This is a genomic window from Acidobacteriota bacterium (assembly GCA_012517875.1).
In the GTDB taxonomy this organism is placed as follows: domain Bacteria; phylum Acidobacteriota; class JAAYUB01; order JAAYUB01; family JAAYUB01; genus JAAYUB01.
Genome location: JAAYUB010000085.1, coordinates 1 through 13,724 on the forward strand (window position 1 = coordinate 1; position 13,724 = coordinate 13,724).

Annotated in this window: 12 protein-coding genes; 10 read left to right on the top strand and 2 right to left on the bottom strand. The window is 65.5% G+C overall.

All coding sequences use genetic code 11. From position 1 onward, the window contains the following. The 5 genes from GX414_08740 to GX414_08760 all read left to right on the top strand — a co-directional run. On the top strand, positions 1-339 hold a 339-nt coding region (locus GX414_08740; GenBank protein NLI47180.1), incomplete at its 5' end, for a hypothetical protein. Positions 340-462: 123 nt separating this feature from the next. Continuing rightward, positions 463-1,464: a hypothetical protein gene (locus GX414_08745; protein ID NLI47181.1), complete on the top strand. Its 1,002-nt coding sequence runs from the start codon at positions 463-465 to the stop codon at positions 1,462-1,464. After that, complete coding sequence (locus tag GX414_08750) at positions 1,424-2,434, top strand: VWA domain-containing protein (protein ID NLI47182.1); 1,011 nt, start codon at positions 1,424-1,426, stop codon at positions 2,432-2,434. Before GX414_08745 ends, GX414_08750 begins: the two co-directional genes overlap by 41 nt. A gap of 112 nt (positions 2,435-2,546) precedes the next feature. Further along, positions 2,547-4,136: a methylmalonyl-CoA mutase family protein gene (locus GX414_08755; protein NLI47183.1), complete on the top strand. Its 1,590-nt coding sequence runs from the start codon at positions 2,547-2,549 to the stop codon at positions 4,134-4,136. Positions 4,137-4,385: 249 nt separating this feature from the next. Then, a complete protein-coding gene (locus GX414_08760) occupies positions 4,386-5,546 on the top strand; it encodes a tetratricopeptide repeat protein (GenBank protein ID NLI47184.1) in 1,161 nt (386 codons plus the stop codon). Positions 5,547-5,606: 60 nt separating this feature from the next. Here GX414_08760 and GX414_08765 read toward each other — a convergent pair whose 3' ends face one another. After that, positions 5,607-6,596 carry a diguanylate cyclase gene (locus tag GX414_08765; GenBank protein ID NLI47185.1) on the bottom strand — a complete coding sequence of 330 codons (990 nt, stop codon included), beginning with the start codon at positions 6,594-6,596 and terminating at the stop codon, positions 5,607-5,609. A gap of 207 nt (positions 6,597-6,803) precedes the next feature. Here GX414_08765 and GX414_08770 point away from each other — a divergent pair, with 207 nt between their 5' ends. The 5 genes from GX414_08770 to mutL all read left to right on the top strand — a co-directional run bounded on the left by GX414_08770 (position 6,804) and on the right by mutL (position 12,807). After that, on the top strand, positions 6,804-8,426 hold the full coding sequence (locus GX414_08770; GenBank protein NLI47186.1) for a radical SAM protein: 1,623 nt from the start codon (positions 6,804-6,806) through the stop codon (positions 8,424-8,426). Positions 8,427-8,644: 218 nt separating this feature from the next. Continuing rightward, positions 8,645-9,088, top strand: a complete 444-nt coding sequence (locus GX414_08775) for a twin-arginine translocase TatA/TatE family subunit (GenBank protein NLI47187.1) — start codon at positions 8,645-8,647, stop codon at positions 9,086-9,088. Between the two features lie 2 nt (positions 9,089-9,090). After that, positions 9,091-9,897, top strand: coding sequence for a twin-arginine translocase subunit TatC (tatC, locus tag GX414_08780; GenBank protein NLI47188.1), 807 nt, complete (start codon positions 9,091-9,093; stop codon positions 9,895-9,897). Positions 9,898-9,905: 8 nt separating this feature from the next. Next, the gene (locus tag GX414_08785; protein NLI47189.1) at positions 9,906-10,871 is read left to right on the top strand and encodes an HAD family phosphatase; all 966 of its coding nucleotides are present in this window, start codon (positions 9,906-9,908) and stop codon (positions 10,869-10,871) included. 76 nt (positions 10,872-10,947) lie between these two features. After that, positions 10,948-12,807: a DNA mismatch repair endonuclease MutL gene (gene mutL, locus GX414_08790; protein ID NLI47190.1), complete on the top strand. Its 1,860-nt coding sequence runs from the start codon at positions 10,948-10,950 to the stop codon at positions 12,805-12,807. A gap of 16 nt (positions 12,808-12,823) precedes the next feature. Here mutL and GX414_08795 read toward each other — a convergent pair whose 3' ends face one another. Beyond that, the gene (locus tag GX414_08795) at positions 12,824-13,687 is read right to left on the bottom strand and encodes a prohibitin family protein (protein ID NLI47191.1); all 864 of its coding nucleotides are present in this window, start codon (positions 13,685-13,687) and stop codon (positions 12,824-12,826) included. Between the last annotated feature and the right edge of the window lie 37 nt (positions 13,688-13,724).

The following is a 13,724-nucleotide window of genomic DNA, read 5'->3' on the forward strand; positions in this document are numbered from 1 at the left end:
TACCGGTTGTTCCGCGACGAGGCGCTTGACGGTCTGACCGTCGACATCCCGGACACCGGCTTCCCCGCCCAGCTCTTCTCCAAGACCGATTTCGACAAGATCCAGATCCTGATGCCGCCCGACCTGCTCGCTCCCGGCCTGACGCTGTTCCTGCTGTTCCGTTCCTTCAACCGCGAGGTGCACCTGATGAAGCCGGACGGGCTGCACGAACTGAAGCGCTCCCGGCGGGAACCGCCGCCCTGCTTTGCCTCACTGGCCGCATTCCGCGACACCATCCACCAGATCAAGGAGGTTCGGCAGAACCTGGAGCGCATCCAGGGCCTGCTGGATCTGCGCTGATCCACACCATCGTTTCGCTCGCGGGCGGCTCGACCGGGATAAAGGCCGGTCCCATTCCCAGCAGAAGGATGATACAATCCGCTCGAATGCCCCGGCGCCGCGCCGGGACCGGGCGGGGCGGAGATGCGCGCACTTTCCATTTTCCAACGACTCGCTCAGCGGACGATCCGCCGGCTGTTCGCCGTCGCGCTCGCCGGCGGCGTGGTGCTGGCGGCCCCGGTCGCGTGGCTCCGGTCGCAGGATCCGGGCGCGCCCCGGGCCGTGGATGCGCGCGTGGCGACCGCGACCGGAGCGCTGATGATCGGGACGCCGTTTGTTGTGGAGATCCGGGTCCAAGCGCCACCGGCCGGCCGGTGGGTGCTCCCCGAATGTCCGCAGCGTTACGGCGACTTTACGCTGCGGGCCGTTCGCGTGGCAACGTCCGGCCGGTCGGGATATGACGTGATCCGACTGGAGCTGCAGGCGTTCAGAACCGGGCGGATCCCGCTGCCGGCCGTGCCAGTCGTCTGGCGCAGCCTGGCAGGCACCGATATTCCATTGACGTATCCGCCTGGCGAGATCACCGTGACCGAACTGCTGCGGGGGGCGGGACCTTTCGCCCCCCAGCCGCCCCGGGGCGGCCTGACGGCGCCCGCCGGAGGCTTTCCTGTCTGGTGGTGGGTTCTGGGCGGTGCGGTTCTGGCCGCTGCCGCCGCGACGGGCTGGTGGCTCCGGCGACGAGGCCGACCACCGGCGCCCGATGTCGCCTCTCCGCGGGAAGTCAATCTGGCTTACTTCCGGGAGCGACTGAACCGGGTATGGGGCCAGCGCGCCGCCGCCCGTTCCCCCCAGGAGCTCTCAGGCCGGCTGGTGGATGTCTTTCGGGACTTCCTGGCCTGGCGGTTCCGCACCGACCTGCACGCCCTGACCACAACCGAGCTCTGCCTGCGGCTGGCCGGTCCGGAAGCGGCCGGGCCGGAGGGCATCGCGCCGATCCGGACCGTCCTGGCTGCCGCTGACGAGTCGCGTTTTTCCTTCACCGCCGCCGACGTCGACGCCCTCGTGGCCGCGTTTGTCGAGATCATGGAACGACTGGGATCGCGCGATGCTAAACCTGCCGTCGACACTCAAGTTCGCTCAGCCTGAGGGGTGGCTCTGGGCCCTCGCGGCGCTGGCCGTGCTGGTGGTGGTGCGCCTGCTGGTCTTCCGCCAGCGCCGCCCCGGCATCTATTTCCCGGGCGTGGACTGGCTGGCGGCGCACACCGGCCACGCTCGCCTGCTGCCCCGCCTGGCCAGCGGCCTGATCGTGCTGGCCGCGCTGGCGCTGTTCCTGGCCCTGGGCCGGCCCTACACGGAAACGTTCCGCGAGGAGACAGCCGCCGAAGGCGTGGACATCGTTCTCGTCCTGGACATTTCCACCTCCATGTCCGCGGAGGATTTCGAGCCGGACAATCGTCTGGCTTCGGCCAAGGCAGTCATCCGGGATTTCATCCGCCGCCGGACCCACGACCGGCTGGCCCTGATCACGTTCGCCGCAGACGCCTACGTGGTCTGTCCCCTGACCGCCGACCATTACTCTCTGGAGGCCCTGCTGGATTCGGTGGAACTGATCCCCTTCGACGCCGACGGCACCGCCATCGGCATGGCGCTGGCCTCGGCAGTCAACCGGCTGCGGGATTCCCCGGCGCGGAGCCGCCTGGCTGTCCTTCTCACCGACGGCGCCAACAACCGCGGCGAAGTGTCGCCGCTCCAGGCAGCGGAGTTCTGCAAGCGGTTCAATGTCCGCGTGTACACGGCCGGAATCGGCACGGGCGCCGAGACCCGCGTGATGGCACGTGCCCCCGACGGCTCGCCCACCTGGATCCGGACGCGGGTGGATTTCGACCCCCAGGTGCTGACCGAGATCGCTCGCACCACCGGCGGCCAGTCCTTCCTTGCCTCCGACACGTCCGGCCTGGACCAAGTCTACCGCGAGATCGACCGGATGGAGAAGACCGTGCTCGAAACACGGCGCATTCCGGATCGCCGCGAGTTGATGCCGCTCTGTCTGTGGTTCGCCCTGGGCTGCGTGCTGGCGGCCGCGGCCGTGTTCAGTCTGGCGCCCGCCTGCATCTGAATGCGCCGGTAATGACGGCGGGGCGCAATTACCATAATAGTTAAATATTCTTCCAGGATTACACGACCTGCATTATAATTTCCTTTTGCCATCTCGCACGGAGGAGTGATCCATGGCCGACACACCCAAGCGGACGACTTCCGGAATCGACATTCAGGAGACGTATCGCCCGGACGATCTGCCCGGCTTCGACTACACGACGCAACTCAACGATGCGGGCAGCTACCCTTACACTCGCGGGATCTACCCCGGGATGTACCGGCAGCGCCTTTGGACCATGCGCCAGTATGCCGGCTACGCCACCGCCGAGGAGAGCAACAAGCGGTACCGCTACCTCCTGGAGCAGGGCCAGACGGGTCTCAGCGTCGCGTTCGACCTGCCCACCCAGATCGGTCTGGACTCCGACCACGCGCTGGCCGAAGGCGAAGTGGGGAAGGTGGGCGTCGCCATCGACTCGGTGGAGGACATGGCCTCGCTGTTCCACCAGATTCCCCTGGACAAGGTGTCCACCTCCATGACCATCAACGCCACCGCCGGGGTGCTTCTGGCCATGTACATCGCCGTGGGCGAGCGGCAGGGCGTCAGCGCCGACAAGCTGTCGGGCACCGTGCAGAACGACATCCTCAAGGAGTACATCGCCCGCGGCACGTATATCTACCCGCCGGGGCCGTCGCTGCGTCTCATCACCGACATCTTCGAGTTTTGCTCCCGGCACGTGCCGAAATGGAACACCATTTCCATCAGCGGGTACCACATCCGCGAGGCTGGCTCCACCGCAGTCCAGGAAGTCGCCTTCACCCTGGCCGACGGAATCGCTTACGTCCAGGCGGCCATCGACAAGGGCCTGGACGTGGACGCGTTCGCGCCGCGGCTGTCTTTCTTCTTCAACGCCCACAACGACCTGTTCGAAGAGGTGGCCAAGTTCCGTGCCGCCCGCCGCCTGTGGGCGCGGATCATGCGCGACCGCTTCAAGGCCAAGGATCCGAAGTCGCTCCTGCTCCGCTTCCATACCCAGACCGCCGGCTCCACTCTCACCGCCCAACAGCCCAATGTGAACGTGGTGCGGGTGACCATCCAGGCCCTGGCCGCCGTGCTCGGCGGCACCCAGTCGTTGCACACCAACTCCATGGACGAGGCGCTGGCGCTGCCCACCGAGGCGTCCGCCCGGCTGGCCCTGCGCTCTCAGCAGGTCATCGGCTACGAGAGCGGCGCCACCAGCACCACCGATCCCCTAGGCGGTTCCTACTACGTGGAACGACTGACCAGCGAGATCGAAAACGGGGCCGCCGACTACATCCGCCGCATCGACGACATGGGCGGCGCGCTGCGGGCCATCGAAGCCGGCTTCATCCAGAAGGAGATCCAGGACGCCGCTTACGCTTACCAGAAGGCGGTGGAGGCCGGCCAGCAGGTCATCGTCGGCGTGAACCGCTTCCAGATGCAGGAGGAGGAGCGGTTCGACATCTTGCGGATCGACCCGGCCATCGAGAAGAACCAGAAACAGCGGTTGGCGGAGCTGCGCCGCGGCCGGGACAACAACGCCGTCCGCCTGGCCCGCGAGGCGATCGCCCAGGCCGCCCGCGGTCACGACAACCTCATGCCCCTGATCTTGGACGCCGTGCACAAGCAGGCCACCATCGGCGAGATCTCCGACACCCTCCGCGACGTGTTCGGCCTGTACCAGGAAACGGTTATGCTGTGACGGATGGCGGCCCGCATCCCTGGACCGACCGCCAGCCCATGTATTGCGGACAGCCGGCCTTCGGGCCGGCTGTCCTGTTTTTCCTGCTTTGATTCCGCTCCCGGATATCCGCTCCACAACCAGTTTTGCCCAAACATCCGACCGACTGAGTCGTATGACTCATCATCATTCCAGTCATCGGGGGAGATTATGCACACTGATCCGAATTCCTGTCCGAACATCAGGCGCCGCCTGACGGCGGTCGCGCTGATGCTGCTGTTCATCGGCTTGGGTGTTTTCAGCACCGGAATCCGAGCCGCCGAGCCCGGGGAGCCTCTGACCATCGGCCGACTGGTCAAGTATTGGTCGAAAGCGCTCGGCGAGGAGCGCACCCTCCTCATCACCACCCCCGCCGGCTACGACCGCTTCGCCCGGCGATACCCCGTGGTGTACGTCCTCGACGGCGAGGGCAATCACATCCTGGCCGCCGCGGTGACCAATTTCCTGGCCCGCAACAACCAGATGCCCCCGGCCATCGTGGTCAGCATCACCAACACGAACCGGACCCGTGATTTCACGCCCACCGCGGCGGCAGACCGTCCCGGTTCCGGCGGCGGCGCCAGATTCATGGAGTTTTTCAAGGCCGAGCTGGTCCCCTGGGTGGAGCAAAATTACCGGACGGAGCCGTACCGGATTCTCGTCGGTCACTCACTGTGCGGCATGTTCGCGATCTGGACGATGCTCACCGAGCCCGATCTGTTCCAGGGCCTGGTCGCCGTCAGCCCCTATGTCATGTGGGACAACGATTACGTAGTGCGCCTGGCGGCGGAGCGGCTATCCGCCATCCCGGCCACGCGCCGCAGTCTCTACATCACCCTCGGGAACGAACCTGACTACAAACCCGCCCTGGACCGGTTCCTGAAGCTGATGAAGGGAAAGGCCCCGAAGAGCACGACCTGCCACTTTGTCCCGCTGGAAAACGAAAACCACGATAGTGTCCTGCTGGAAAGCATCCACCGCGGACTGGTGGCCATCTACGCCGGCTGGCAGCCTTCCGGTGACCTCCTCACCCTGGGGCTCAAGGGGCTGGAGGACCACTACCGCCAGCTCAGCCAGAAATACGGGTATACCATCGAGGTACCCGAGGCCATGCTCAACCAGTTGGGGTACCTGTACCTGCAACAGCGCAAGGACAGCCATGCGGCGATCACCGTGTTCCGGCGGAACGTGGAACTGTTCCCCAACTCGGCCAACGTGTACGATTCGCTGGGTGAGGCTCTGGAGCAAACGGGGCAGTTGGAAGAAGCAGTCCGGGCCTACCGGGAGGCGGTGAGCCGGGCGGAGAAGAACCTGGATGCCAACCTGAACATCTACCGGCAGAACCTGGCCCGGGCTGAGGCGGCTAGCAAGGGAAAACCCCACACACCCTGACGGATGCCGTGTGACCGTCTGCAGCCGGCACCTGCTGTCTGATGGCGGGTCGGAGATCTGTCAATACGTGGTGCTATGCGAGGTGTCTTCGTCGAGTCCGCCGGGTGTGACCAGGACGAAGGGATCAGCGGCGCCTTCCTTGTACAGCACGGTGCGATTGCGGCCGAGTTCCTTGGCCCGGTACATGCATTCGTCGCTCCGAGCGATCAGCTGCTCAGGTGTGGTCATGGTGGCGGACTTCTCGGCGATGCCGATGCTCACCGTGATGCGGATTTCGTGACCGTCCTTGCTGGTAAAGGTGTGCGCTTCGATGAGTTTGCGCAGCTTCTCCGCCACGTAGATCGCCTGCATGCCGGAAGTCTCCGCCAGGATGATGATAAACTCCTCGCCGCCGTACCGGCAGGCGATGTCGGTGGCCCGCAGGTTGGACAGGAGCAGCCGGCCCAGTTCCGACAGCACCTCGCTGCCGGTCAGGTGGTCGTACGTGTCGTTGACCAGTTTGAAGTGATCCAGGTCCAGGAAGAGCAGGGTCACCGGTTGCGACGGCTGCCGGCCCCGGAACAGGAACTCCAGGTGGTTCATCAGATACTTTCGATTATAGAGGCTGGTCAGGTCGTCGAACGTGATGAGGTGGTAGAGCTTCTCGTGGAACTCACTCTCGTCGGCGTCGGCAAGCTCGAATTTCAGCACCGTGCTGCCCACCCGGATCTTGTCGCCGTTCACCAGCCGCCGCTTCTGGATCCGGTCGCCGTTGACCGACGTGCCGTTGGCGCTCTGCAGGTCGATCACCGTGACGTAGGCCGGGGTGGTCTCCAGCAGGCAGTGCTTCCGGCTGACCGTCTTGTCGTTGACGCGGATGCTGGCGGTGGAGCCGCGGCCCAGTGACATGGCCGCGGCGGTCAATTTGAAAATCTGGCCGGTATCGTTGCCGTCGATCACGATCAGGGCGGGAATCTTCTGACCCGCACGGAGTTTGGCCTCCAGCTCCTCGGTCCGGAGGATCTGGGTGGTCTCATCCAACGGTCCTGTGGCTTCCTTGCCCTTGTTCATAACCCTCAGGTGAAAAAACAGCCATATTATAGTGAATCCGGCGGACCGGCACAAGCTCCAAACCGATGGAACAGTTTCAGAAAAAAATAGCTACTGTTCCGCCGTGAGGAACAGTTTGGTTTTGACTGGGTGGAGCGTGGGACCTATAATCACCGTCGTCGCCGGAGAACCGGCGGCGCATTCTCACTTCAGCATGGAGCGTCCGTCATGAAAACCAAGACCGCCAAAGAAAAGGCCTCTGCCGCCCGCCAGACCCTGTGCGGCGCTGATATCACACCTCTGCCCCGGGACCTGCCGTACGCGACCGTTTCGTTGTGCCCGGAGTGCAGCCGCAAGATCGACGCCCGGCTGTTCGAGGAGAACGGCAAGGTGTACATGGAAAAAACGTGTCCCGACCACGGCTACTGCCGCGACCTGATCTTCTCCGACGTGGATATCTACCGGCAGGCCTTGTCGTGGCACTACGACATCGGTGAGGGCGTCTCCAATCCGGCGGTGGCCAAAGCCGCCTCCTGTCCCGACGATTGCGGCATGTGCGACCTTCATGTCAGCCACACCGTGCTGGCCAATGTGGACCTGACCAACCGCTGCAATCTCACCTGTCCCATCTGCTTCGCCAACGCCAATGTGCAGGACTACATTTACGAGCCCTCGTTCGAAGAGGTCAAGGGCATGTTGCAGACGCTCCGCGATGAACGGCCGGTGCACGGCCGGGTGGTCCAGTTCGCCGGCGGCGAACCGACCCTGCACCCCGATTGGTTCCGGATCCTGACGCTGGCCAACGAGATGGATTTCGCCCACGTCCAATGCGCCACCAACGGCATCAAATTCGCCGACCTGGACTTCGCCATGAAGTCGAAGGAAGCCGGCCTGCACACTCTCTATCTGCAATTCGACGGCCTCGATCCGAAGCTCTACAAGGAGATCCGCGGCTCGGAAAAACTGCTGGACATCAAGTTCAAGGCCATTGAGAACGTCCGCAAAGCCGGGATGAAGATCGTGTACGTGCCCACCATCGTGGGCGGCGTCAATGACGACCAGGTGGTCCCCATCCTCCAGTTCGCCCTCGACAACATCGACGTCAGCTCGGGCATCAGCTTCCAGCCCGTGGCCCTGACCGGCCGCATCGATGACAAGGAGCGGGAGAAGCTGCGCTTCACCCTGTCCGACCTGGCGCTGCGCATCAATGAGACCGGTTACACCACCAAGGCGGACTGGTTCCCGCTGTCGTGCACATCGCCCATCTCGCAGCTCATCTCCGCCATGCGCGGCAATCCCACCTGCCACATCACCTGTCACCCCACCTGCGGCATCGGCACTTACTTCTTCGTGGACCAGAACAAGAAGCCCACGCCCATCACCCGCTTCGTCAACGTCAAGGCGCTGCTGGACGACATGCAGAAGCAGGCCCAGGGCCTCGAGGCCTCCAAGTGGCTCCGCGGCGCCTATAAGTTCTTCACCGGCGCCGGCGCCCTGGTCAACATGAAAAAACACTTCATCGCCGATCAGGCGCCCGAGGGGCTGTCCTTCACCCGCTTCCTGCAGACCCTCGAGGGGATGCTGGACAAGAAGGCCGGCCGCGGCGAGCTGGACGGCACCTACACCTACAAGACGCTGCTCGTGGCCGGGATGCACTTCATGGACAGCTACAATTATGACATCGACCGCGTCAAGCGGTGCGTCATCCACTACGCCACCCCCGACGGCCGGCTTTACCCGTTCTGCACGTACAACTCCGGCCTGGTATTCCGCGACAAGATCGAGAAGCAGTTCTCCGTGCCGAAGAGTGAATATCGGAAGAAGCACGGCGCCAGCGCCGACTGCTGCTGATCCCGGCCGGCGGCCGCCGTCGGACCGAACGTTTCGGAACCGCCCATTCCCGCTCTGCGGAAGTGGGCGGTTCCCTTTTCAGCGCATCCCTTGCCGCAGGAGCAGTGGTTGGCCTGACCGCTGGGACCGCCACGGGAGGACTCCCGATAAAACGCACGGCGTCGCCTCCCGAAAGCTTGCTATAATACCCATCGTCGGCTATTGCCCGGAGTGAGATCATGAACATCGGCCTGCCGGAACTGGCCATCATTTTCCTCTTGGCGCTGCTGCTGTTCGGGCCGCGCAAGCTGCCAGAGATCGGCCGGACCGTGGGCAAGTTCATGCACGAATTCCGCCGGGCCAGCGACGAACTGAAGACCACCATCGAGCGCGAGGTCAACCTGGAGGCAGGCGACCTGCGACCGGATTTAATCAAGTTCAAGCAACAGATCGCCGAAGCGCGCAACGAACTGTCCGACATCCGCAGCGCGGTGGATCCATACACACCCCTGGCGTCCTCCGGCAGCGCCACCACTCCGTCCGATTCCGCCGGGCCCGCGGCCATCGAGCCTGCGGCCGCCGAATCCCCCAACGCCCATGACCGCCTGCTGGAAGAAGCCGTCGCGGAGCGCGCCGCCGTCGAAATCCCGCCGCCCGGACCGGGCGACGATCTGAAGGGCTGACCATGCGTGAATCACCGCCCGCAGAAGGCGCCGCCCGCGGCCCGGCAACCGGCGAATCCCTGAAACCCATGACCCTGTTGGAACACCTCGACGAACTCCGGCGCCGCCTGATGCGCTGCCTGATGGCGGTCGCCGTCGGCTTTGCGGTGTCCTACGCCTACCACGAGGAGATTTTTCAGTGGCTGGCCCTGCCACTGACCCGATACCTGCCCGAGGGCGGGCGCCTGGTCTACCTGAAGCTCCAGGAACCGTTCATGCTGTTCCTCAAGGTGGCGCTGTTTGCGGGCATCTTCCTCGCCGCGCCTTTCCTCCTGTGGCAGCTCTGGCTGTTCATCTCGCCGGGCCTTTACCGACATGAAAAACGCTACGCCCTGCCGTTCATCGTGTTCGCATCGGCCCTCTTCCTCGCCGGCTGCGGTTTCGCCTACTTCATCGCCCTGCCGTCGGCCTTCCAGTTCTTCATCGTCATGGGCAAGGGCTACACGCCGAACATCGACATCGACTTCTTCTTCGACCTGGTATTGTTCATCATCCTGGGGATGGGCGCGGTCTTCCAGCTCCCCGTCGTGATCGCTTTCCTGGCCATGATGGGCATGGTCACGCCACGGTTTCTCATCCAGAAATTCCGCCACGCGGTGGTGATCATCTTCATCGTGGCGGCGGTCATTTCGCCCACCACCGACGCCCTCAACCTGGTGATCTTTGCCGGACCGATGCTGGTGCTCTACGTCCTGAGCATCGGCGTGAGCTGGATCTTCATGCGCCGCCGCGCCAAGACCGGCGCCGTCGACGGCGCGCCCGCGGCATGAGCCGGTCCATGGCCCGCCGGCGCCCCCGTCACCCCGCCAATCCCCGCTCGCCGGCCGACGGCCGGCCGACGGTTGCCGGGCCGGCACCGCCGATCCGCCTGCTCGCCACCGACCTGGACGGCACGCTCCTAGACCGCCGGTACGCCATCTCCCCAGCCAATTATCAGGCGGTCCGCGACCTGCGTACAGCCGGAATCCAACTGGTGCCAGCCACGGGCCGCCAGTACCGCGTGAGCGCCGGCTACGCCTTCGCGCTGGGGTTGGACGGCCTGATGATCTTCCAGAACGGCGCGGTGACCAAGGAACTGGTCAGCCGCCTGCCTCTGCACTTCCAGACGCTGCCGCCGGCGTTGGTCCCCGTCGTCGCCGCGGCGGGCCGCGCCGCCGGCTGTTCGCCGGTGCTGTTCGGCGATCCGCACGGCACGGGCCGGCTGTACCTGGAGGAGCGCGCCGTGGGCCAGGAGCGCATGCTCCGGTTCCTGGAGCTGAGCCGGACCGCCGTGACCGTGGTGCGCGATCTCGAGCGGCTCGCCGGCCTGGATGTCCTTCAGGCGATGTTCAGCGGTTCGGTGGCGGACATGCGGCGCCTGGCCGCCTGCTTTCGGACCCGCTTCGGCGACGACATCCGGGTGCTGCTCACCGAATACCCCGATCGTGACCTGACGCTGCTGGATGTGATGCATCCCGACGTGAACAAGGGGGCTGCCCTGCGGCGGGTGGCCCGCACGCTGGGCATCCCCATGGATCAGGTGGCCGCGGCCGGAGACAATTTCAACGACCGCGACATGCTGGCGGCCGCCGCTCTGCCCATGGTCATGGGCAACGCCGATCCCGACCTTCGCACCGCCTTCCCGACGGCGGTGCTGCCGGACTGCGAAGCCGACGGGCTGGCCTGGGGCATCTGGCGGTACGTGCTGGACCGGCCCGACCGGATCGCCGAGTGGTTCCCCGAACGTCCCGAACCGGTCACGTGAGCCGGCGGCCGGACGCGGGCCCTGCGACGTGTTGCAATCATTCGGACCGGTATCAACCGGTCCCGGAGCCGAAACAATGGGAAAAATTCGGGTGCTGTCGGACCAATTGATCAACCAGATCGCTGCAGGCGAAATCGTGGAGCGGCCGGCATCCGTCGTCAAGGAGCTCGTGGAGAACGCGCTCGACGCCGGCGCCACCCGGATCGACATCGAGGTGGCGCGGGGCGGGCGGGAGCGCATCACCATCCGGGACGACGGCGAGGGAATGAGCCACGAGGACGCCCTGCTCGCCTTCGAGCATCACGCCACGAGCAAGCTGCGGGTGGCTGAGGATCTCGAGCGGATCGCCTCGCTGGGCTTCCGCGGCGAAGCGCTGCCGTCGGTCGCCGCGGTGTCCCGCCTCGCGCTGCGCACGGCGGAACGAACCGCCGGCGGCGCCGCGGGCGGCACGCTCGTGGAGATCCACGGCGGCGTGATCCGCGACGTCCGGCCCATCGCCTGGGCCGGCGGGACCGAGCTCGTGGTGCGGGATCTGTTTTTCAACGTCCCGGCCCGCAAGAAATTCCTGCGCGCTGACACCACCGAGTCCGCCCACATCGCCCGCACCGTCACCCATTACGCTCTGGCGTGGCCGGCGGTCCATTTCACCCTGCTCAGCGGCACGCGGCGGGTGATCGACGTCCCGCCGGTCCGGTCGCTGGACGAACGGATTCACCAGCTGTTCGGCGACGAGTTCCTCGCGGACATGATCCCGCTAAACACGCAGGAGGAGGGCGTGCGGTTGTCTGGCTTCATTTCCGGCCCGCACCAGCGCCGGGCATCCACCGAGGCGCAGTATTTCTTCGTCAACGGCCGGATGGTCCGCGACCGCCTGCTGGCCACGGCGTTGTCGCAGGTCTACCGCGGGATCATCCCCGGCGGCACCTACCCGGCGGCGATCCTGTTCGTGGAGATTCCCTCCGCCGAAATCGACGTCAACGTCCATCCGGCCAAAACGGAAATCCGCTTCCGCCAGTCGTGGCAGGTGCAAACGTTCATCCGCCGAACGCTGGAAACGGCCATCCGGACCCACCGGCCCTTCGCCAGCCTGGCGGACTGGACCGCACCGGCGGAGCAGCCAGACACCCCGGCCGGCGAAGCTGTGACCGGAGATCCGGGCTCGGCCGCCGACGCCGTCCGGCAACGGGTCCGTGAAGCGCTGGCGGATTTTTCAACCCAGCCGACGTCGCCGATGGAGCGTCGTTTCGCGTTCACCTCCGTCCGGACCGGCGCGCCGGACGCCCTCACGCTGTCGATTGATCGCCACCCCGAAACCGCGGCGCCGCCGCCGGTGTCCGGCGCCGCGGTGAAGGACACCGGCAGGTGGCAGGTGCTGGGCCAGTGGCGCGAGAGTTTCATCGTGGCGGTCAGCCCCGATGAACTGCTGGTGGTGGACCAGCATGTGGCCCACGAGCGCGTGCTGTACGAGGCGTTCCGCCGCCAGCTCGGTGAGCGGGCGGTGCCCCGGCAGCGCCTGCTGGTGCCGGAGACGCTGGAACTGTCCCCGGCTCATCGCGAGGAGATGGACCGCGTCGCCAACCAGTTCGCGGCGGCGGGATTCGAGATCGAACCGTTCGGCAGCGGCGGCACCGTGGTTATAAAAGCGGTACCGGCCATGGCCAACCGGGTTGAGGTGGAGTTGCTCGTGCGCGACATTCTCGATCGGCTCGGCGATATAGGCGCTTCGTTTTCCATCGACGAGGTCCAGCGGCGGGTGGCCGCGGCACTGGCGTGCCACGCGGCGGTCAAGATCCACACCCCCCTCGAGCCGGAGGCGATGCAGAACCTCGTGGACCGCCTGCTGTCCGCCGAGGAGCCCACCACCTGCCCCCACGGCCGCCCGGTGGTGCTGCGGCTGCACATCCGGGACCTGGAGAAGGGATTCAAGCGGGCCTAGGCGGCCCGCCTCGGCTTCAGTCGGCGTTCAGGATGAGCGGCAGGCCGTTCTTCCCGGCGCCGATCACCACCACCTTGCTGTTGGCCGACTGGGCCAGCTTCTCGGTGGCCTCGATCCCTTTCCACTGGAGCAGCTGCTCGCTGATCCCCTTGGAGACGATGTTCTGAAAGTCGGAGATGCCCTGCGCCTCGATGCGCTTGCGCTCCGCCTCGAGCTTCTCCTTCTCCAGGACGAATTTCATCCGCTGGCTCTCCTGCTCGGCGCGCAGCTTCTCCTCGATGGCCTGGGTGAGCCCGGGCGGTAAACCCACCCGGCGCAACGGCGCCGACTCGATGACGACGCCGCGGGGTCCCACGCTGCGGCTGATCTCTGCGGCAATGAGCCGCGACAGGGCTTCCCGCTCGGAGGTGTACAAGGCCCGTGCGTCGTAGCCGGCGGTCACGCCGCGCGCCACAGACCGAACTTGCGGCTCCAGCAGCACCCGAAGGTAATCGGGACCGACTGTCCGATACACTTCGGGTACCTTTTCCGTATTCAGATGATACAGGACGCTCACTTCCAACTGGACAGTAAGCCCCTCCTTGGACGGCACGTCCAAGACCTCCTTCATCTCTTGGGTCTTGACGCTGAAAACCAGCACGTTGGCCAGGGGATTGACCAGGTTGATGCCGGCGCGCAGCGGCGTCGGCGACACCGAGCCGAAAAAGTCCACCACCCCCACGTGGCCGGCGGGCACCACGGTCACAGCCTGGAGCAGCATGAGCAGCACACCGAGCACCAGCGCCCCGATGGCGGCAAGACGGGGCACGCCGCCCTGGCGGCCCACCACGCGAAGCGCCACGACAGCCACGATCGCGATCAACAGGCCCAAAAAAAACATTGAGTTATCCTCCTCGATGATGTGTCGATTTTGGTCG